The sequence below is a fragment of the Pseudomonas sp. Leaf48 genome (assembly GCF_001421885.1).
In the GTDB taxonomy this organism is placed as follows: domain Bacteria; phylum Pseudomonadota; class Gammaproteobacteria; order Pseudomonadales; family Pseudomonadaceae; genus Aquipseudomonas.
Map to the genome: position 1 here is coordinate 149397 of NZ_LMLH01000031.1, position 20729 is coordinate 170125.

Sequence of the window (20729 nt, forward strand, 5' to 3'; positions counted from 1 at the left end):
GCGCGCTTTTATGAAACGTGGCTTGCAAGGAACGCTGCTGGCGATCCTGGCGCTGTTGATGCTGATCGTCTTGACGCTGGCCACGGTAGTGGGCACGGCAACGGGCAGCCGCTGGGCACTGGGATTCGTGCCGGGATTGAGCCTCGAGAACTTTCAGGGTCGACTGGGCGGGCAGTGGAGCGCCGACCGGGTGTTGTGGCAGCAGGACAGCAGTCGGGTGGAACTGACCCGGGTGATCTTTGCCTGGTCGCCGTTGTGCCTGACGCGCATGACCCTGTGCCTGGAGCAATTGCAGGCCGATCAGGTCAGCCTGCAGTTTCCGCCGGGTGAGCAAGAGCCGGATACCGGCCCGATGACCCTCCCGGAGCTGAAGCTACCCTTGGCCATTGAACTGGGTGACGTCAAGGTCGGCAGCCTGGTGTTCAACGGCAGTGAACAGCTCAAGGGCCTGCAGTTGACGGCGCACTGGACCGACAAAGGCATGCAGATCGATTCCGTGCATTTGCAACGCGATGACCTGAGCCTGAACCTGTCCGGCTCGCTGCAGCCCACCGGAAACTGGCCGCTGAATGCCGAAGGCAAACTGACCCTGTCGACTCCTGCACCCTGGGACCTGGCGCTCAAGCTTGACGGCGACCTGCTGAAAACCCTGAATCTCAAGGCTGACAGCACTGGTTACCTCAACGGCCAGCTGACCGGCGAGCTGCAACCGCTGGTAGAGAATCTGCCGGCCAAGGTACGGATCACCGCCGATGGCTTCAAGCCCGATGCCGGGCTGCCGGACACCCTGCAACTCAATCAGCTGGAACTCAGCGGCGCCGGTGACCTGAAAAACGGCTACGCGCTGCTTGGCAAAGCTACGCTGCCCGCCGAAGAAGGGCCAGTCGCGCTGGCGCTGCAAGGCAAGGTCGACGCCAATGGCGCACAGATCGCCGCTCTGGACTTGACCGCCAACGACAAGCAAAGCCTCAAGCTCACAGGGGCGCTGGACTGGAGCAAGGGCCTGAATGCCGAAGCGAAAATCGACTGGCTGGATTTCCCTTGGCACCGCCTCTATCCGTTGATCGACGAGCCGCAAGTGGCACTGCGCAAATTCAACGGCGAAGTGTCCTACACCGACGGCAAATACCTGGGGCACTTCGATGCTGCGCTGGATGGCCCGGCCGGGGCGTTCAGCCTGGCCAGCCCGTTTGCAGGCGACCTGACCAAAATCTATCTGCAGCAGATTCAGCTGCAGGCCGGGCAGGGCAAGGCTGATGGCCATTTGAATCTGCAATTCGCCGATGGTATCGCCTGGGATACCGCCCTGGACCTGTCAGCGATCAACCCGGCTTACTGGGTCGCGGAGTTGCCCGGTACGCTGGCCGGACCGTTGCGCAGTAAAGGCGAGATGAAAAACGACAAGTTGAGCCTGAGCGCCGACCTCGATCTCAAGGGCAAATTGCGTGGCCAGCCGGCTGTCCTGCAAGCCAAGGCTGATGGTGGCGGTGAGCAATGGAACCTCAACGCGCTGCAAATTCGCCTGGGTGACAACAGCATCAATGGCAAGGGCAGCCTGCAACAGAAACTCGTCGGCCAGATCGACATCAAGCTGTCGCGGCTCGCCCAGCTCTGGCCGCAATTGCGCGGGCAGATCAATGGCCGGGTGGACGTCGCCGGCACGCTCAAGGCTCCCCAGGGCAAGCTCGGGTTGCAAGGCACACAATTGGCCTTTCAGGATAATCGCCTGCAAAGCCTGAACCTGGACGCCACGCTCGACAGTGCGCAACGGGCGAAAATCGACCTCAAGGGCAGCGCTATCCAGCTCGGTGACACCTCCCTTGGCACGCTGACCGCCAGTGGCCAGGGCGACATCAAGAACCAGAAGCTGAGCCTCGATCTGCAAGGCCCGAAATTGAAGCTGGCCCTGGGCCTGGACGGTGCTCTGGACAAAGGCAACTGGCGCGGGCGGCTGGCCAGCGGCGATATCCAGGCTGGCGGCCAGGACTGGAGGCTGCAAGGGCCGGCGAAGCTCGAACGGCTGGCCGATGGCAAAATCAACTTCGGTGCCCATTGCTGGGCCTCCGGCCAGGCCAGCCTGTGCGGTGAAGACCAACGACTGATGCCTGAGCCGAAGCTGCGCTATCACCTCAAGCAATTCCCGATCGACAGCCTTGCCCAGTGGCTGCCCAAGGATTTCGCCTGGCAGGGCCGGCTCAATGCCGATCTGCAACTGGACCTGCCAGCCAGCGGCCCGAACGGCCAGGTCAGCGTCGATGCCAGCGGCGGCACCTTGCGCCTGAAGGAAAAGGACCAGTGGCTGGACTTCCCGTACCAGACCCTGAAACTCACCAGCAAGCTCACGCCCAAGCGCATCGACACTGAGCTCAACTTCGCCGGGGCCAAACTTGGCGAGTTGCAGGTGCTGGCCCAGATCAATCCATTGCCGAAGAACAAGCCGTTGAGCGGATCGTTCCGTTTGAGCGGGCTGGATCTGTCGGTAGCGCGGCCGTTCGTGCCGATGGTCGAGAAACTCACCGGCCGCTTGAACGGCAGCGGCACGATCTCCGGCGGATTGCTGGCGCCGCAGGTCAATGGCAGTCTGCAGCTCAGTGACGGCGAGGTGTCCGGCGCCGAGTTGCCGATGGAACTCAAAGCCTTGCAGTTGCAGGCGGTCATCGCCGGGGAAACCGTGCAGTTGAACGGCGGCTGGAAAAGCGGCAAGAGTGGCCAGGGCAGCCTGAACGGCAACATTGCCTGGGGTCAGGCACTGGTGGTGGATCTGGCGCTCAAGGGCTCGCAACTGCCGGTCAGTGTCGAACCCTACGCCAAGCTCGAAGTCGCGCCGGACCTGAAAATCTCGATGAAAGGTGATGAGTTGGCCATCGCCGGCAAAGTGCTGGTGCCCAAAGGAGACATCATTATTCGCGAATTGCCGCCGTCGACGGTCAAGGTTTCCGATGACACGGTTATCGTCGGCCAGCAGACCGAAGAGGGCAAAACGCCACTGGCGATGAAGATGGACATCGAAGTGTTGGTCGGTGAGGACAAACTGAGCTTTGCCGGGTTCGGCCTGACCGCGAATGTGCAGGGTCATGTGCACATTGGCGACAACATGGACACCCGCGGCGAGTTGTGGCTCAACGACGGGCGCTATCGTGCCTACGGCCAGCGCCTGTCGGTACGCCGTGCGCGTTTGCTGTTCGCCGGTCCAATCGACCAGCCGTACCTGGACGTTGAAGCGATTCGCCAGACCGACGATATCATTGCCGGTATCCGCCTGAGCGGCAGCGCGGAGCAGCCGACCACGCAGATCTTCTCGGAACCGGCGATGAGCCAGGAGCAGGCCTTGTCCTACCTGGTGCTGGGGCGTCCGCTGAGCAGCAACGGCGAAGACAACAACATGCTCGCCCAGGCCGCCCTGGGGTTAGGGCTGATGGGCAGTTCCGGAGTGACGGGTGACCTGGCGAAGAATCTGGGAATCCAGGATTTTGAGCTCGACACCGAGGGCAGTGGTAATGCAACCAGCGTAGTAGCCAGCGGCAATATTTCCGAGAAGCTCAGCCTGCGCTATGGCGTCGGCGTGTTCGAACCGGCGAGCACCATTGCCTTGCGCTACAAGCTGAGCAAAAAGGTCTACGTTGAAGCGGCCAGTGGTGTGGCGAGTTCGCTCGACATCTTCTACAAGCGGGATTTCTAGAGTCCTGTTTCTTTCCAGGCCGAGTCGCTGGCATCACAGACGCCCCTCACCCCAACCCTCTCCCGGAGGGAGAGGGGGCCGACCGTGTTGATAGTTCAAGGTACATCGACCTGAGAAACCGAGTCGAACTCAGGCCTGGAAAACCACGAAGATCGGCTCCCTTTCCCCTCGCCCCCTTGGGGGGAGAGGGCTGGGGTGAGGGGGGTAGARCTTCAGCCATGCGCSAAAGCCGGCAGCGGCCCCAAATCAAACGGCTCCAACWCAACCCGAGTCGACCTYAGGCCCGGARAACCACGAAGATCGGCTCCCTTTCCCCCTCGCCCCCTAGGGGGGAGAGGGCTGGGGTGAGGGGGGTAGAACTTCAGCCATGCGCCAAAGCCGGCATMGGCCCGGAGAACCACGAAGATCGGCTCCCTTTCCCCCTCGCCCCCTAGGGGGGAGAGGGCTGGGGTGAGGGGGGTAGAACTTCAGCCATGCGCCAAAGCCGGCRGCGGCCCCAAATCAAACGGCTCCAACWCAACCCGARTCGAMCTCAGGCCCGGAAAACCACGAAGATCGGCTCCCTTTCCCCCTCGCCCCCTAGGGGGGAGAGGGCTGGGGTGAGGGGGGGAGAGCGTCAGCCATGCGCCAAAGCCGGCGGCGGTACAAAATCAAACGGTGCCAAGGCAAACCCGTTCTCATCGACCTGCAACGCCCAACCCTGTTTATCCCAATCCCCCAGCACAATGCGCCGGGCCGCCTGCTCACCGAGCTGCAGCTTGTGGATGGCCGGGCGATGGGTATGCCCATGGATCAACGTCTTCACGCCATATTGCTGCATGATCCGCGGAATCTCCTCGGGCGTGACATCCACAATGTCATTGGCCTTCATCCGCGTCTGCGCCCGACTCTCACTGCGCAATTTGCGCCCCAGCTTATGGCGGGTGCCCAAGGGCAAGTGGCGCAGGATGAACAGGGTGATCGGGTTGCGCAGGTAGCGCCGCAGCTTCATATAGGCTTCGTCGCGGGTGCAGAGGCTGTCGCCATGCATCAGCAGTACAGGCTCGCCGTAAAACTGCACGACACTCGGGTCTTTCAGCAGGGTGCAACCGGCCTGTTTGCAGAAGGCCTTGCCCAGCATGAAATCACGATTGCCGTGCATCAGGAAAATGGCCGTGCCGCTGTCGCTGAGATCGCGCAGGGCCTGGCAGATGGAACGCTGAAACGGTGTCATGGCATCGTCGCCAAGCCACGCCTCGAAAAAGTCGCCCAGAATGTACAACGCACTCGCCGAACGGGCGCGTCCGGCGAGCAAATCCAGAAACGCCCGGGTGATGTCCGGGCGCTCCTCTTCCAGATGTAAATCTGAAATCAGCAGTATCACTCAATGATCTCGGCTTTCTCGATGATCACGTCGTCTGCTGGTACGTCCTGGTGGCCGGACTTGGAAGTGGTGGCCACGCCTTTGATCTTGTCGACAACGTCGGTGCCAGCGGTCACTTTACCGAATACCGCGTAGCCCCAGCCTTGAACGTTCTTGCCGCTGTGGTTGAGGAAGCTGTTGTCCGCGACGTTGATGAAGAACTGCGCGGAAGCCGAATGCGGCTCCATGGTGCGGGCCATGGCGACGGTGTACTTGTCGTTGGAAAGACCGTTGTCAGCTTCGTTCTGAATGCTTGGGCGCTTGTCTTTCTTTTCTTTCATGCCAGGCTCGAAACCACCGCCCTGGATCATGAAGTTACCGATGACACGGTGGAAAACGGTGTTTTCGTAGTGACCGGCTTTAACGTACTCGACGAAGTTGGCCACGGTGATCGGGGCTTTCTCGGCGTTCAGTTCCAGGACGATGTCGCCATGGTTGGTGGTCAGTTTGACTTGGGTCATGATCGTTACTCTTTATAGGAGAGGCGTTTCAAAGAATTCGTGGTTTTGGAACACTCAGTCCCGCAACCGGTTCAGCCATTTTTGGCCAAGGTGCGCAGTTTAGCGTGACAGGCGCGAATTTCGAGGCTGTTTTTCATTTACGGCCGATTAAATGCGACCGTTTGCAGGCGCGCTCTGTCAGGCGCTTGACAGCATCGGCTATGATAGCGGCTTTGTTTTGTCAGGCCCCTTTCTTGCGGCCGCGCACTTGTACGTCCAAGGATCCTATGAGCAAGCCCACTGTCGACCCTACCTCGAATGCCAAGACCGGCCCTGCCGTGCCGGTCAACTTCCTGCGCCCGATCATCCAGGCGGACCTGGACTCGGGTAAGCACACGCAGATCGTCACCCGTTTCCCGCCTGAGCCCAACGGCTACCTGCACATCGGCCACGCCAAGTCGATCTGTGTGAACTTCGGCCTGGCCCAGGAGTTCGGCGGCGTTACCCACCTGCGTTTCGACGACACCAACCCGGCCAAGGAAGACCAGGAATACATCGACGCGATCGAAAGCGACGTCAAATGGCTGGGCTTTGAATGGTCCGGTGAAGTGCGCTACGCCTCGCAGTATTTCGACCAGTTGCACGACTGGGCGGTCGAGTTGATCAAGTCCGGCAAGGCCTACGTCGACGACCTGAGCCCGGAACAGGCCAAGGAATACCGTGGCACCCTGACCGAGCCGGGCAAGAACAGCCCGTTCCGTGATCGCAGCGTCGAAGAGAACCTGGACTGGTTCGCCCGCATGCGCGCCGGCGAATTCCCGGATGGCGCTCGCGTGCTGCGCGCGAAAATCGACATGGCCTCGCCGAACATGAACCTGCGCGACCCGATCATGTATCGCATCCGTCACGCTCACCACCACCAGACCGGTGACAAGTGGTGCATCTACCCGAACTATGACTTCACCCACGGTCAGTCGGACGCCATCGAAGGCATTACCCACTCGATCTGCACCCTGGAGTTCGAAAGCCACCGTCCGCTGTACGAGTGGTTCCTCGAGCACTTGCCGGTCCCTGCCAACCCGCGCCAGTACGAGTTCAGCCGCCTGAACCTGAACTACACCATCACCAGCAAGCGCAAGCTCAAGCAGCTGGTCGATGAGAAGCACGTCAATGGCTGGGACGATCCGCGCATGTCCACGCTGTCGGGCTTCCGCCGCCGTGGCTACACGCCAAAATCGATCCGCAACTTCTGCGAAATGATCGGCACCAACCGTTCCGACGGCGTGGTCGACTTCGGTATGCTCGAATTCAGCATTCGTGACGACCTCGACCACAGCGCCCCACGTGCCATGTGCGTGCTGCGTCCGCTGAAAGTCGTGATCACCAATTACCCGGAAGGCCAGGTCGAGAACCTCGAACTGCCGCGCCACCCGAAAGAAGACATGGGCGTACGCGCTCTGCCGTTCGCCCGGGAAATCTACATCGACCGTGAAGACTTCATGGAAGAGCCACCGAAGGGCTACAAGCGCCTGGAATCGGGCGGCGAAGTGCGTCTGCGCGGCAGCTACGTGATCCGCGCCGACGAAGCGATCAAGGACGCCGACGGCAACATCGTCGAACTGCGTTGCTCCTGCGATCCGGACACCCTGGGCAAAAACCCTGAAGGCCGTAAGGTCAAGGGCGTTATCCACTGGGTGCCGGCCGCTGCGAGCGTCGAGTGCGAAGTGCGTCTGTACGATCGTCTGTTCCGTTCGGCCAACCCTGAGAAGGCCGAAGACAGCGCCAGTTTCCTGGACAACATCAACCCTGACTCGCTGCAGGTACTCACCGGTTGTCGTGCCGAGCCTTCGCTTGGCAATGCACAGCCGGAAGACCGTTTCCAGTTCGAGCGCGAAGGTTACTTCGTCGCGGATATCAAGGACTCGAAACCAGGTCAGCCGGTATTCAACCGTACCGTGACCCTGCGTGACTCCTGGGGCCAGTGATTCAAGGAACTAACGTGCTTACGATCTACAACACGCTCACCAAGAGCAAAGAAGTCTTCAAGCCGCTCGATGGCAACAATGTGCGCATGTACGTGTGCGGGATGACCGTGTACGACTACTGCCACATTGGCCACGGCCGCAGCATGGTCGCGTTCGACCTGGTGACCCGCTGGCTGCGCTTCAGCGGTTACAACCTGACGTATGTGCGCAATATCACCGACATCGAAGACAAGATCATCAATCGGGCCAAGGAGAACGGCGAGCCGTTCGATGTGCTGACCGAGCGCATGATCACGGCGATGCACGAGGACGAGGCTCGCCTCAACATCCTCAAGCCGGACATGGAACCACGGGCCACCGATCACATCGCTGGCATGCAGTCCATGATCCAGACCCTGATCGACAAGGGTTACGCTTACGCCCCGGGCAATGGCGACGTGTATTACCGCGTCGCCAAGTTCATGGGTTACGGCAAGCTGTCGCGCAAGAAAATCGAAGACCTGCGCATCGGCGCGCGGATCGAAGTCGACGAGTCGAAACAGGACCCGCTGGACTTCGTGCTGTGGAAGGGCGCCAAACCGGGCGAGCCGAGCTGGCCTTCGCCGTGGGGCGACGGTCGTCCGGGCTGGCACATCGAATGCTCGGTGATGTCCACCTGCTGCCTGGGTGAGACCTTCGACATTCATGGCGGCGGCAGCGACCTGGAGTTCCCGCACCACGAAAACGAAATCGCCCAGAGCGAAGCGGCCACCGGCAAGACCTACGCCAATGCCTGGATGCATTGCGGCATGATCCGTATCAATGGCGAGAAGATGTCCAAGTCCTTGAACAACTTCTTCACCATCCGCGACGTGCTCGACAAGTACCACCCGGAAGTCGTGCGTTACCTGCTGGTGTCGAGCCATTACCGCAGCGCCATCAACTACTCGGAAGACAACCTCAAGGATGCCAAGGGCGCCCTCGAGCGTTTCTACCATGCGTTGAAAGGCCTGCCGAGCGTGGCGCCGGCTGGTGGTGAAGCCTTTGTCGAGCGTTTCACCCAAGTGATGAACGACGACTTCGGTACGCCGGAAGCCTGTGCGGTGCTGTTCGAGATGGTGCGTGAGATCAATCGCCTGCGTGAGAGCGATTTGAACGCGGCGGCCGGTCTGGCGGCGCGCCTGAAGGAACTGGCCAGCGTGCTGGGTGTGTTGCAGCTTGAGGCGGATGAGTTCCTGCAGGCCGGCGCTGAAGGGCGCGTGGATGCGGCTGAAGTTGAGGCGCTGATTGCAGCGCGCCTGGCGGCGCGTGCCGGCAAGGATTGGGCAGAATCGGACCGTATCCGCGACCGGCTCACCGCCATGGGCGTTGTGCTGGAAGACGGCAAGGGTGGCACGACCTGGCGTCTGGCTGACTGATTGCCTGGTTTGTGACAGACAAAACCCGCCTTGTGCGGGTTTTTGTTTTTGTGGTGGCTGCAAGTTTTGCGGCGGTCTGTGGGTTTCCCCTCACCCTAACCCTCTCCCAGTGGGAGAGGGGACTGATCGGGGGATGTTCAATTTATCCGTCGACCTGAAAATCCTGCGCCGAATCCATAATCGACTCGATCTCTCAGGTCGTAATGTACAGCGACAGACTCCTCAGTCGGCTCCTTCTCCCTGGGGGCGGTCCGACGTTTCGGGAGGGCTGGAGTGAAGGCAAGGATGGTTCAGAAGACTAAAATCCTGCGCCGAATCCATAATCGACTCGGTTCTTCAGGTCGATGTAAGACGCCAGACACCTCGGTCGGCTCCTTCTCCCTCGGGACGGTCCGACGTTTCGGGAGGACTGGGGTGAGGGCAAAGGCGGTGCGGAAGACTCGAATCCTGCGTCGAATCCATAATCGACTCGATCTCTCAGGTCGATGTACAGCGACAGACACCTCGGTCGGCTCCCTCTCCCTGGGGGCGGTCCGACGTTTCGGGAGAGATGGGGTGAGGGCAAAGGCGGTGCAGAAGACTCGAATCCTGCGCCGAATCCATAATCGACTCGATCCCTCAGGTCGATGTACAGCGACAGACTCCTCGGTCGGCTCCCTCTCCCTGGGGGCGGTCCGACGTTTCGGGAGAGATGGGGTGAGGGCAAAGGCGGTTCAGAAGACTCGAATCCTGCGCCGACTCCACAATCGACTCGATCTCTCAGGTCGATGTACAGCGACAGACACCTCGGTCGGCTCCCTCTCCCTGGGGCGGTCCGACGTTTCGGGAGAGATGGGGTGAGGGCAAAGACGGTTCAGAAGACGCGAACCCTGCGCCGAATCCATAATCGACTCGGTCTCTCAGGTCGATGTACAGCGACAGACACCTCGGTCGGCTCCCTCTCCCTCGGGAGAGGGCTGGGGTGAGGGGAGAGCGGCCGATTCAATCGCCAACCTGGCGCAATCGCTTGTAAAGGGTATTGCGGCTGACCCCAAGCCTGCGCGCCAAATAGGAAATATTCCCGCCCACTGCCTGCAACTGCCGATTCAGCTCTTCGGCATCATTCAGATCAACCAGCAACGGTTCCGGCGTCTCCACCGCCTCCATCTCCAGATCCACAAAAAAATCATCCGGCAAATGCTCCGCCCGCACCGGCTGGTCCTCAGCCATGGCCAGCGCCACCTGCATCACACTGCTCACCTGACGCAAATTTCCCGGCCACGGGTGACGATTGAACAACTCCATGACTTCACGGCTCAACCCGGCCCACTGGCTCGGCTCGCGATGCTGTTCCCACAGGCGCTTGAACAGCGCCTCCTTGTCGCTGCGTTCGCGCAACGGCGGCAGCTCCAGGGTCAGGCCGCCGATGCGGTAGTACAAGTCTTCACGAAAGCGCCCCAGTTGCACCTGCTCGCGCAACGAGCGGTTAGTCGCGGAAATGATGCGGATGTCCACCGCAAACAACTCGCTGCTGCCCACCGGTTGCACGCAACGCTCCTGCAATACCCTCAACAGCCGGGCTTGGGTCGGCAGCGGCATGTCGCCGATTTCATCGAGGAACAGGGTGCCTTTGTCCGCCTTGCGGATCAGGCCGATGCTGCCTTTCTGGTTGGCCCCGGTGAACGCGCCTTTTTCATAGCCAAACAGCTCGGACTCCACCAGTTCGGCGGGAATTGCCGCGCAATTGACGGCGATGAAAGCCTGTTTACTGCGTGAGCTGGCCTGATGCAGGGCTTTGACGAACACTTCCTTGCCGACCCCGGTTTCGCCATGAATCAGCAGCGGGATGTCTTTTTCCAACAGACGCTCGGCCTGGCGCACGGCTTTTTCCACGCGACTGTCGCCCAAATGCAGGGTGTTCAGGCTGATCGCCGCTGGAGCGGCCACGGCCGGTTCGGTGAATACACGGGGCTTTATCGGAACCTGCTTTGGCCGCTTCAACAAACACTGGAAGCGGTTGCGACCGGTGGTTTGCAGAGCGAAGGGCAGGTCGTCGGGCTGATTCAGCAACTCCAGCAACGACACCTTGAACAGGCTTTCGATACTGACCCGCGACAGGCTGATACCGAGCAGATTGTCAGCCCGGCGATTGGCCGACAGCACCTGGCCGGTCTCGTCGAAAATCAGCAGGCCGGCCCATTGGCTGTCGAGGTTGTTCAGCCCGGTGTTGAACGTCAGCTGGAAATGCTGGCCGTGGAACAGGTTGAGGATCAGCCGGTTCTCCACGGTCTGGCTCATCATCTTGACCATGCCCAGGGTGTGGGACGGCGGCAGGTAGCTGTCACTGGACACGTCGAGCACGGCGATGATCTTGCGCTCGGCATCGAAAATCGGCGCGGCAGAACCGGTCATGAAGCGGTTGGCCTTGAGGAAGTGTTCGTCGTGCTCGATGTGCACCGCCTGTTCACAAGCCAGGGCAGTGCCGATGGCGTTGGTGCCGCTGCAATGCTCCAGCCAACTGGCGCCGGCACTGAAGCCACGGGCCAGTTTCGGTTCGATGAAGCGCTGGGTGCCCCAGGAGGTCAGGACCTGTCCCCGATTGTCGGCGAGCATGATCAGACAATTGGAATTGCTCAGAATGTTCTCGTAATAGGGCAGCACCTCCTGATGGGTGGTCTGCACCAGTGAATGCTGGCTTTCCAGCAGATGTGCAATGCCGTCGGCGGGCATTTGGTCGAACGCCGGCGTGCTCTGATGATTGAGGCCGAACGCGCGGCAGCGGGACCATGAGTCCTGGATGATGGCGTCGTGGGACAGCGGCTGGGCAGGTGCGGCCATGGCAGTGAGTCTCTGAACAGGCTTTTTTTGTTTTTATTGTTTTTGCACATCACGTTGAATATCACACGTGACGGTTCTGGCACGCCACGCCTTTGTAGGAGCCGGCTTGCTGGCGATGGCAATTTCGATGACGCCATCGCCAGCAAGCCGGCTCATGAAAGGGGGCCGTGAACAGTCTGTAGAGTGTTGTTCACTAATGTTCACTGTCAATCGGTGAACTGTTCAATTGTTCATTTCGGATTGTTCATTTTTGTTCAGCAACGAACGCAGACCTATCTCCATTTCAGTGATTCCCCAACTGAATCAATGGCTTGTAATTTCTGGCACAGATGTCGCTATGTAGCTCCGGTCGCTTGACTCCAAAAATAAAAAAGGCCGAGCCATGTCACTCACCCTGGAGCACGTCAGCCGCACCGTCGAGGGCCAGACCTGGATCGACGATGCCAACCTGAGTTTCGAACCCGGTTCCTTCAACGTCTTACTGGGGCGCACGCTGTCCGGCAAAACCAGCCTGATGCGCCTGATGGCGGGTCTGGACAAGCCCGACAGTGGCCGCGTGCTGATGAATGGCGTCGACGTCACCCAGCGTCCGGTGCGTTTGCGCAACGTGTCGATGGTCTACCAGCAGTTCATCAACTACCCGACCATGACAGTGTTCGAGAACATTGCCTCGCCACTGCGTCAGGCCAAGGTTTCCAACGAGCAGATCCATAGCAAGGTGCTGGAAACCGCGAAGATGCTGCGCATCGAGAAGTTTCTGCAGCGCTATCCGCTGGAACTCTCTGGCGGCCAGCAGCAGCGCACGGCCATGGCCCGGGCGCTGGTCAAGGATGCCGAGCTGATTCTGTTCGACGAACCGCTGGTCAACCTCGACTACAAATTGCGCGAGGAGCTGCGCCAGGAAATGCGCGAGCTGTTCAAGGCGCGCCACACCATCGCGATCTACGCCACCACCGAGCCCAACGAAGCCCTGGCCCTGGGTGGCACCACGACCATTCTGCATGAGGGGCGGGTGATCCAGAGCGGGCAGTCTTCGGCTGTCTATCACCAGCCGCAAACCGTGCTGGCCGCCGAGCTGTTCTCCGAGCCGCCGATCAACCTGATGCCCGGGCGCATTGCCGGTAACGAAGTGAGTTTCGCCAATTTCGTGCACTTCCCGTTGAACGTTGATCTGCGTCCGGTGGGCGAGGGCGAGTTTCGCTTCGGCGTACGGCCCAGCCATATCTCGCTGGTGCCGAGCAACGACGATGACCTGGAGCTGGCGGTGACCGTCGAGGTCGCGGAAATCAGCGGCTCGGAAACCTTCCTTCATGTGCGCAACGAACACTTCTTACTGGTGCTGCACTTGCCCGGTGTTCACGAATACGACGTCGATGCGCCGATCCGCATCTACATCCCGACCCATAAACTGTTTGTGTTCGATACGCAGGGGCGGCTGGTCCAGGCGCCGGGCCGGCGTGTCGCGAGGGTTGCCTGATGGCCGAAATCCGTTTGCAGAACCTGGCCCACAGCTACACCAAAACCCCGGCATCACCTGAGGATTACGCGATCCGCGAGATGGACCACGTCTGGGAACAAGGCGGCGCCTATGCTTTGCTCGGGCCGTCGGGTTGCGGCAAGTCGACCTTGCTCAACATCATTTCCGGGCTGCTCAGTCCGTCCCAGGGCCATGTGCTGTTCGACGGTAAGGCGGTCAACGACCTGACTCCCGAGAAGCGCAACATCGCCCAGGTTTTCCAGTTCCCGGTGGTCTACGACACCATGACAGTGTTCGACAACTTGGCCTTCCCGTTGCGAAACCAGGGCATGGCCGAGGCGAAAATTCTCAGTAAGGTGCAGGAAATCGCCGAAGTGCTCGACCTGCAGAACCTGCTGAGTAAAAAAGCCCGCAACCTCACCGCCGACGAAAAACAGAAAGTCTCCATGGGCCGCGGGCTGGTGCGCGACGACGTGTCGGCGATCCTGTTCGACGAGCCGCTGACGGTGATCGACCCGCACCTGAAATGGAAGCTGCGCAGAAAGCTCAAGCAGATTCACGAGCAGTTCAACATCACCATGGTCTACGTCACCCACGATCAACTGGAGGCCTCGACCTTCGCCGACAAGATTGCGGTGATGTACGGCGGGCAGATCGTGCAGTTCGGCACGCCAAGGGAATTGTTCGAACGACCGAGCCACACCTTTGTCGGCTACTTCATCGGCAGTCCGGGGATGAACCTGATCGAGGTGCAGCCGCAACCAGGTGGCGTCGGTTTTGCCTCGACCCATCTGCCGTTGTCCGAAGCCATGCAGCAACGCATTGCCGAATTCGAATGGAAAACCCTGAAGGTGGGCATCCGCCCCGAGTTCGTCCATGTGTGGGACGAAGCTTTTGATGACGCGCTACGGGCACAGGTCGTACACGTCGAAGACCTCGGCACCTACAAGATCATGACCCTGAACCTCGATGGCGCAACCCTGAAAGTGCGCATGGCCGAAGACAAGCCGGTGCCCCAGGGCACGGCTTACATCAGCTTTCCGGCGCAGTGGCTGATGGTCTATGCCGACGATTTTCTCCTCGAAGCGCAAGCCATTGACGAAGCAATTGCCAACCAGGGGGCGCAGCCATGAACAAGGTGCAGAACAACAAGGCCTGGTGGCTGGTGTTGCCGGTGTTCCTGCTGGTGGCATTCAGTGCGGTGATCCCGATGATGACCGTGGTCAACTACTCAGTGCAGGACATATTCGACCAATCCAGCCGCTACTTCGTTGGTGCCGACTGGTACAGGCAAGTGTTGCTCGACCCGCGCCTGCACGATTCGCTGCTGCGTCAGTTCATCTATTCGGCCTGTGTACTGCTGATCGAAATTCCCCTGGGGATTGGCATCGCCCTGACCATGCCGACCAAGGGGCGCTGGTCGTCGGTGGTGCTGATCATCCTGGCGATCCCATTGCTGATCCCGTGGAATGTGGTGGGCACCATCTGGCAGATCTTCGGTCGGGCCGACATCGGTCTGCTGGGGGCGAGCCTCAAGGCCATGGGCATCAACTACAACTATGCCGCGAACACCATGGACGCCTGGGTCACCGTGCTGGTGATGGACGTCTGGCACTGGACTTCACTGGTAGCGCTACTGTGCTTCTCCGGGCTGCGGGCGATTCCGGACGTGTACTACCAGGCGGCGCGCATTGACCGGGCCTCGGCCTGGGCGGTGTTCCGCCATATCCAGTTGCCCAAGCTCAAGAGCGTGCTGTTGATTGCGGTGATGCTGCGCTTCATGGACAGCTTCATGATCTACACCGAGCCATTCGTGCTCACCGGCGGCGGCCCGGGCAATGCCACGACTTTCCTCAGTCAGACGCTGACGCAGATGGCCGTAGGACAATTCGACCTGGGGCCGGCAGCGGCGTTTTCGCTGGTGTACTTCCTGATCATCCTGTTGGTGTCCTGGCTGTTCTACACCGCCATGACTCACTCCGACGCCAACCGCTGAGGCCCGCCATGAGCAAGAGAAAGCTTATTCCGCTGCTGGTCTACATCCTGTTCCTGCTGGTGCCGATCTACTGGCTGCTGAACATGTCCTTCAAGAGCAACGGTGAAATTCTCGGTGGCCTGACGCTGTTCCCACAGGACTTCACCTTCGCCAACTACAAGGTGATCTTCACCGATCCGAGCTGGTACACCGGTTACATCAACTCGGCGTATTACGTGAGCCTCAACACCATCATTTCCCTGACAGTGGCGTTGCCGGCGGCCTACGCGTTTTCGCGCTATCGTTTTCTCGGTGACAAGCATCTGTTCTTCTGGTTGCTGACCAACCGCATGGCACCGCCAGCGGTGTTCCTGCTGCCGTTTTTCCAGCTGTATTCGTCGATCGGCCTGTTCGACACCCACATCGCCGTGGCCCTGGCCCACTGCCTGTTCAACGTGCCGCTGGCAGTGTGGATTCTCGAAGGCTTCATGTCCGGGGTTCCCAAGGAAATCGACGAAACCGCCTACATTGACGGCTACAGTTTCCCCAAGTTCTTCGTGAAGATTTTCATCCCGCTGATCGGTTCCGGCATCGGTGTGACGGCGTTCTTCTGCTTCATGTTTTCCTGGGTCGAACTGCTGTTGGCGCGCACGCTGACTTCGGTGAACGCCAAACCCATTGCGGCGGTGATGACCCGCACGGTCTCGGCATCCGGTATCGATTGGGGCGTGCTGGCGGCGGCGGGGGTGTTGACCATCCTGCCGGGCATGCTGGTGATCTGGTTCGTTCGCAACCACGTGGCCAAGGGCTTTGCCCTGGGCCGGGTATGAGGAACTGATGATGGAATGGATGAGCTGGACCGCCCCGACGGCGGTATTTTTCAGCGTGATTGCCTTGATCCTGGTGTGCATGACCACCTGGGAGCTGCGTTCGCCGAGCATACTTCGGCGAGGTTTTCTGCCCATTGCCACCACCCGTGGCGATCGGCTGTTCATCGGTCTTCTCGGCAGCGCCTACCTGCATCTGCTGGTAATCGGCGTCACCGACTGGAGCATCTGGGTAGCGTTCGCGTTGTCCCTGGTGTGGCTGTTGGCTGTGATGCGTTGGGGCTAGTCGAATCGCTCGGCAATGTTGCTCCGCAATCTAAACAGGAGGTCTCTATGTTCGACAAAAACAACAAGCTGCGACATAGCATTTCATTGGCAGCCATGCTGGCACTCAGCGGTTTGAGCGCGTCGGCCTGGGCGGATGCTTATGAAGACGCCGCGAAGAAATGGATCGGCAGTGAATTCAAGCCGTCCACCCTGACGGCTGATCAGCAGCTCGAAGAATTGAAGTGGTTCATCAAGGCGGCGGAGCCGTTTCGCGGGATGAACATCAAAGTGGTTTCGGAAACCATCGCCACCCACGAATACGAGTCCAAGGTACTGGCCAAGGCCTTCACCGAGATCACCGGGATCAAGCTGACCCACGACCTGCTGCAGGAAGGCGATGTGGTGGAAAAACTGCAGACGGTGATGCAGTCGGACAAGAGCATCTATGACGGCTGGGTCAACGACTCGGACTTGATCGGTACGCACTTTCGCTACGGCAAGACCGAATCGATCACTGACCTGATGGCCAACGAAGGCAAGAACTTCACCTCGCCGACCCTGGACCTCAAGGACTTCATCGGCATTTCCTTCACCACCGCGCCAGACGGCAAGATCTATCAGTTGCCCGACCAGCAATTCGCCAACCTTTACTGGTTCCGCGCCGACTGGTTCGAACGTGCGGACCTGAAAGCCAAGTTCAAGGAAAAGTACGGCTACGAATTGGGCGTACCGGTGAACTGGTCGGCCTATGAAGACATCGCCAAATTCTTCAGCGAAGACGTCAAGGAAATCGACGGCAAGCGGGTCTATGGGCACATGGACTATGGCAAGAAAGACCCGTCCCTGGGCTGGCGCTTCACCGATGCCTGGTTCTCCATGGCCGGCGGCGGCGACAAGGGCATCCCCAACGGCTTGCCGGTGGACGAGTGGGGCATTCGGGTCGAGGATTGCCACCCGGTGGGTTCCAGCGTGACCCGCGGTGGCGACACCAACGGCCCGGCGGCGGTTTTCGCCACCACCAAGTACGTCGATTGGCTCAAGGCCTATGCACCACCGGAAGCGGCGGGAATGACCTTCTCCGAATCCGGCCCGGTGCCGTCCCAGGGCAACATTGCCCAACAAATCTTCTGGTACACCGCGTTCACTGCCGACATGACCAAGCCGGGCCTGCCTGTGGTCAACGCCGATGGCACGCCGAAATGGCGCATGGCACCTTCGCCACGCGGGCCGTACTGGGAGGAGGGCATGAAGCTGGGGTATCAGGACGTGGGTTCCTGGACGTTCATGAAGTCAACGCCTGAGAAGCAGAAACTCGCCGCCTGGCTCTACGCGCAGTTCGTGACCTCGAAAACCGTGTCGCTGAAGAAAACCATCGTCGGCCTGACGCCGATCCGCGAGTCGGACATCAACTCGCAGGCCATGACCGACCTGGCGCCGAAACTCGGTGGCCTGGTGGAGTTCTACCGCAGCCCGGCCCGAGTGCAATGGACCCCGACCGGGACCAACGTGCCTGACTATCCGCGTCTGGCGCAGCTGTGGTGGAGCCACATCGCCGAAGCGGCCAGCGGCGAGAAAACCCCACAAGAAGCACTGGATGGCCTGGCCAAGGACCAGGATGCAATCATGACCCGTCTGGAGCGCTCGAAGGCCCAGGCCACCTGCGCACCGAAAATGAACCCCGAGCGCGACGCGCAATACTGGTTCGACCAGCCGGGTGCACCGAAACCGAAACTGGCCAACGAGAAGCCTAAAGGCGAGACCGTGAGTTACAGCGAACTGCTGAAGTCGTGGGAGGCGGCGCGTAAGTAAATTGCTTGTAGGGTGAAACGCGAACGGCACCGGAAGGTGCCGTTTTTGTTTGTGCCCGTTATGGCCTCTTCGCGAGCAAGCCCGCTCCCACAGTTGTTGGTGCAAGACTACAAATTTTGTGTCCACCCTCATCCCCTGTGGGAGCGGGCTTGCTCGCGAAGAGGCCATAACGGGCAACCAAGATATACAGCCGGATACTTCAGTGTGCCACCCCCTCAACCGCAGGAAACCCCAACCGAAACACCGTCATCGTCCCAGGCACACTTTCAACCTCTGCCACCCCTTGATGCAGGCTCATGATCGACCGTACGATGGCCAGGCCCAGTCCGGTGCTGCCTTGTGCGCGGGAGCGGCTGCTGTCGACCCGGTAAAAGCGATCGAACAGTTGTTCGAGGTGTTTTGCTTCGATGCCGGCGCCGGGGTTGCTGACCCATAGCGAAACCTGTTTCGCACCCTGCTCGATCAGCACCGCCACCGTCTGCCCGGAAGGGCAGTGACGCAGGGCGTTAGACAGCAGGTTCGAGATCGCCCGTTGAATCATCAATCGGTCGCCCATCACCCGAGCGTTGCCCGTCACACTCAAGTGAATCTGCTTGTCCTGGGCCGAAAGGGAAAACAGATCGGCGACTTTCAGTGCCTCATCTTCCAGGGCAATCAGCTCAAAGGGCGCGAGCGCCGCCGGATGGCTGACCTGTGCCAGAAACAGCATGTCCGAGACAATGCGCGCGACGCGTTCGAGTTCCTCGGTACACGACACCAGAATGTCTTTGTACTCCTCGGTCGTGCGTTCCCGGGACAGCGTCACCTGCGCCTTGCCCATCAGGTTGTTGATCGGCGTGCGTAATTCATGGGCCAGGTCATCGGAGAACTGCGATAGCTGCTGCACGCCGTTGTCGAGGCGGTGCAGCATGAAATTGATGCCCTGGGCCAGTTCGCTGAGTTCCTGGGGCATGTTCACCACCGACAGCCGATGTTCCAGGTCCTGGGCCGAAACCATCGCCGCCACTTTGCGAAACTCACGCATCGGTGCCAGGCCTCGCTGCACTGCCACCCAGGCACTCAGACCGATGAAGATCAGCAGTAACGGCAAGGCCATCAGCGTCGAACGCAAATAAGCACTGAGCAATGCCTGATCGTTAGCGTTATCCATCGACAACAGCACCGGGACGCTGGTGCCGTCCTTGATGCGTATCAGTCTGGAGGCGGTGAGGAATTTTCCGCCCTGGTCGTCAGTGCCTTGCGAGTACGCCAATTGATCGGTGGCCGCCCGCACCGCTTTCAGTTCGAGGCGCGGATCGGCCATGCCCGTGCCAGACTTCAGTAGCGGGGCGCGCAGAATGCTGCGCGGGTAAATGGTCAGCGTCAGGTTGTCATGCCCCATGACCTGGTCGAGCAGGATGTGCGGTTTGGAACTGATTTCTCCGGGGTTGGAGTACAGCGCCAGGCTGTGTTCCACCTGCTCCATCTTCTTTGCCAGGCTGTCTCTGGATAACGCGTTCAGCTCGTGGGTCAGGGTGAAATAGGCGAGGATCGCCAGGAACACCACCAGCAGCGCCCCGACAATGCTGACCGTCAGACCGAGGCGCAGCGACAGGCTCGCAGGCTTCATGGCCGCGCTTCCAGCACGTATCCGACACCGCGCAGGGTGTGAATCAACTTGTTGTCGAACGGCTCGTCGATTTTCGCCCGCAAACGCCGGATCGAGACTTCGACCACATTGGTGTCGCAGTCAAAGTTCATGTCCCACACCAGGGAAATGATCTGGGTGCGGGTGAGCACCTCGCCCGAATGGCGCATCAGCAGATGCAGCAGGGCAAACTCCTTGGTGGTCAGGTCGATGCGCTGCTCGCCACGAAAGGCTCGGTGGCGCCCCGGGTCGAGCTCCAGATCGGCGACTTTGAGCACCTGTGCAACCGGGATGTTTTCACTGCGGCGCATCAGGCTGCGCACCCGAGCGAGCAATTCGGGGAACTCGAACGGCTTGACCAGGTAATCGTCCGCGCCCAGATCCAGGCCGCGGATCTTGTCGGTAAGCCGACCACGGGCGGTGAGCATCATCACCCGGGTGGAGCGGGTACGGCGCAGTTGTTCGAGTACGCCCCAACCATCCAGTTGCGGCAGATTGACGTCCAGGATCACCAGTTCATAAGCCTGTTGTTGGGCCAGATGCAGTCCATCGGCGCCCGTTGTCGCGCGGTCAACGATATAACCACTTTCCGTCAGTCCCTGATGCAAGTATTCGGCAGTTTTGAGCTCGTCCTCGACGACAAGGATTCGCATGATCAATCACCACTTTTATTAAATGAAAAATAATTAAGGTGGTCTGGAAAGTTATTGTTTTTGTGGGCTTCCGGACGGTTGTTTGCAACGACTGGTTAAGTGCAATGCTGCTTTCCTGCAAATGTTTCTCCGGGTAACGGCGTGCAGGGTAAAGTCTGTAGTGGCTACAGAGTCAACCGCAACCCTCGGTTATGAGCCTTGAAAATCGGGCTCTGCGACAACTTGTCGCAGAGCCCGCGGATGATAGTTCTTCATCTTCACGGGGTTTGAAATCAGGCAACTACAGTTCGGCGGATAAATGCGTGTATTTGTTTCATTGTATTGCTGTGATCGCCTTTGCACTCAGCATGCTAGAGCAAAACAACTTGTCGGGC

At 59.9% G+C, this 20729-nt stretch carries 14 protein-coding genes; 9 read left to right on the forward strand and 5 right to left on the reverse strand.

Annotated elements, in window-relative coordinates; all coding sequences use genetic code 11:
* The first annotated feature begins 10 nt into the window (after positions 1 to 10).
* Positions 11 to 3679: a translocation/assembly module TamB domain-containing protein gene (locus tag ASE98_RS22570; RefSeq protein WP_060543529.1), complete on the forward strand. Its 3669-nt coding sequence runs from the start codon at positions 11 to 13 to the stop codon at positions 3677 to 3679.
* Between the two features lie 616 nt (positions 3680 to 4295).
* Here the strand turns inward: ASE98_RS22570 and lpxH are convergent.
* Entirely contained in the window at positions 4296 to 5042 is a 747-nt protein-coding gene (gene lpxH / locus ASE98_RS22575; protein WP_060543530.1) for a UDP-2,3-diacylglucosamine diphosphatase, read from the reverse strand.
* Complete coding sequence (locus tag ASE98_RS22580; RefSeq protein WP_034146890.1) at positions 5039 to 5542, reverse strand: peptidylprolyl isomerase; 504 nt, start codon at positions 5540 to 5542, stop codon at positions 5039 to 5041. The genes lpxH and ASE98_RS22580 overlap by 4 nt, the downstream gene beginning before the upstream one ends.
* Before the next feature lie 266 nt (positions 5543 to 5808).
* Between ASE98_RS22580 and ASE98_RS22585 the strand changes: the two genes are divergently transcribed.
* Together ASE98_RS22585 and cysS are read left to right on the forward strand one after the other, a co-directional pair.
* Positions 5809 to 7506 carry a glutamine--tRNA ligase/YqeY domain fusion protein gene (locus ASE98_RS22585; RefSeq protein WP_060543531.1) on the forward strand — a complete coding sequence of 566 codons (1698 nt, stop codon included), beginning with the start codon at positions 5809 to 5811 and terminating at the stop codon, positions 7504 to 7506.
* 14 nt (positions 7507 to 7520) lie between these two features.
* Positions 7521 to 8903 carry a cysteine--tRNA ligase gene (cysS, locus tag ASE98_RS22590; RefSeq protein ID WP_060543532.1) on the forward strand — a complete coding sequence of 461 codons (1383 nt, stop codon included), beginning with the start codon at positions 7521 to 7523 and terminating at the stop codon, positions 8901 to 8903.
* Positions 8904 to 9884: 981 nt separating this feature from the next.
* Here the strand turns inward: cysS and ASE98_RS22595 are convergent.
* Positions 9885 to 11720 (reverse strand): sigma-54-dependent Fis family transcriptional regulator, encoded by a 1836-nt coding sequence (locus ASE98_RS22595; RefSeq protein WP_060543533.1) that lies wholly within the window; start codon positions 11718 to 11720, stop codon positions 9885 to 9887.
* 382 nt (positions 11721 to 12102) lie between these two features.
* Here ASE98_RS22595 and ASE98_RS22600 point away from each other — a divergent pair, with 382 nt between their 5' ends.
* From ASE98_RS22600 to ASE98_RS22625, 6 genes are read left to right on the forward strand one after another with little or no spacing between them, the layout of a single operon-like run.
* Complete coding sequence (locus tag ASE98_RS22600; protein ID WP_060543534.1) at positions 12103 to 13197, forward strand: ABC transporter ATP-binding protein; 1095 nt, start codon at positions 12103 to 12105, stop codon at positions 13195 to 13197.
* Positions 13197 to 14330 carry an ABC transporter ATP-binding protein gene (locus ASE98_RS22605; protein WP_060543535.1) on the forward strand — a complete coding sequence of 378 codons (1134 nt, stop codon included), beginning with the start codon at positions 13197 to 13199 and terminating at the stop codon, positions 14328 to 14330. Before ASE98_RS22600 ends, ASE98_RS22605 begins: the two co-directional genes overlap by 1 nt.
* Positions 14327 to 15193 carry a carbohydrate ABC transporter permease gene (locus ASE98_RS22610; RefSeq protein ID WP_060543536.1) on the forward strand — a complete coding sequence of 289 codons (867 nt, stop codon included), beginning with the start codon at positions 14327 to 14329 and terminating at the stop codon, positions 15191 to 15193. Before ASE98_RS22605 ends, ASE98_RS22610 begins: the two co-directional genes overlap by 4 nt.
* 8 nt (positions 15194 to 15201) lie before the next feature.
* Entirely contained in the window at positions 15202 to 16002 is an 801-nt protein-coding gene (locus ASE98_RS22615) for a carbohydrate ABC transporter permease (protein WP_060543537.1), read from the forward strand.
* Between the two features lie 10 nt (positions 16003 to 16012).
* A complete protein-coding gene (locus ASE98_RS22620) occupies positions 16013 to 16285 on the forward strand; it encodes a DUF2160 domain-containing protein (RefSeq protein WP_060543610.1) in 273 nt (90 codons plus the stop codon).
* Between the two features lie 47 nt (positions 16286 to 16332).
* Positions 16333 to 18075: an ABC transporter substrate-binding protein gene (locus ASE98_RS22625; protein ID WP_060543538.1), complete on the forward strand. Its 1743-nt coding sequence runs from the start codon at positions 16333 to 16335 to the stop codon at positions 18073 to 18075.
* A gap of 199 nt (positions 18076 to 18274) precedes the next feature.
* On the opposite strand, the gene ASE98_RS22630 is transcribed toward ASE98_RS22625, so the two are convergent.
* A complete protein-coding gene (locus ASE98_RS22630) occupies positions 18275 to 19684 on the reverse strand; it encodes a heavy metal sensor histidine kinase (protein ID WP_060543539.1) in 1410 nt (469 codons plus the stop codon).
* Entirely contained in the window at positions 19681 to 20355 is a 675-nt protein-coding gene (locus tag ASE98_RS22635; protein WP_060543540.1) for a heavy metal response regulator transcription factor, read from the reverse strand. The genes ASE98_RS22630 and ASE98_RS22635 overlap by 4 nt, the downstream gene beginning before the upstream one ends.
* Positions 20356 to 20729 lie beyond the last annotated feature (374 nt).

Excerpts from the sequence above, each read along its gene's own strand:
- ASE98_RS22630 (WP_060543539.1), bottom strand. The coding sequence starts at position 19,684 with ATGAAGCCTGCGAGCCTGTCGCTGCGCCTCGGTCTGACGGTCAGCATT.
- ASE98_RS22585 (WP_060543531.1), top strand. The coding sequence starts at position 5,809 with ATGAGCAAGCCCACTGTCGACCCTACCTCGAATGCCAAGACCGGCCCT.
- ASE98_RS22620 (WP_060543610.1), top strand. The coding sequence starts at position 16,013 with ATGGAATGGATGAGCTGGACCGCCCCGACGGCGGTATTTTTCAGCGTG.
- ASE98_RS22635 (WP_060543540.1), bottom strand. The coding sequence starts at position 20,355 with ATGCGAATCCTTGTCGTCGAGGACGAGCTCAAAACTGCCGAATACTTG.
- ASE98_RS22615 (WP_060543537.1), top strand. The coding sequence starts at position 15,202 with ATGAGCAAGAGAAAGCTTATTCCGCTGCTGGTCTACATCCTGTTCCTG.
- ASE98_RS22580 (WP_034146890.1), bottom strand. The coding sequence starts at position 5,542 with ATGACCCAAGTCAAACTGACCACCAACCATGGCGACATCGTCCTGGAA.
- ASE98_RS22610 (WP_060543536.1), top strand. The coding sequence starts at position 14,327 with ATGAACAAGGTGCAGAACAACAAGGCCTGGTGGCTGGTGTTGCCGGTG.
- ASE98_RS22625 (WP_060543538.1), top strand. The coding sequence starts at position 16,333 with ATGTTCGACAAAAACAACAAGCTGCGACATAGCATTTCATTGGCAGCC.
- ASE98_RS22570 (WP_060543529.1), top strand. The coding sequence starts at position 11 with ATGAAACGTGGCTTGCAAGGAACGCTGCTGGCGATCCTGGCGCTGTTG.
- ASE98_RS22595 (WP_060543533.1), bottom strand. The coding sequence starts at position 11,720 with ATGGCCGCACCTGCCCAGCCGCTGTCCCACGACGCCATCATCCAGGAC.
- ASE98_RS22600 (WP_060543534.1), top strand. The coding sequence starts at position 12,103 with ATGTCACTCACCCTGGAGCACGTCAGCCGCACCGTCGAGGGCCAGACC.
- ASE98_RS22605 (WP_060543535.1), top strand. The coding sequence starts at position 13,197 with ATGGCCGAAATCCGTTTGCAGAACCTGGCCCACAGCTACACCAAAACC.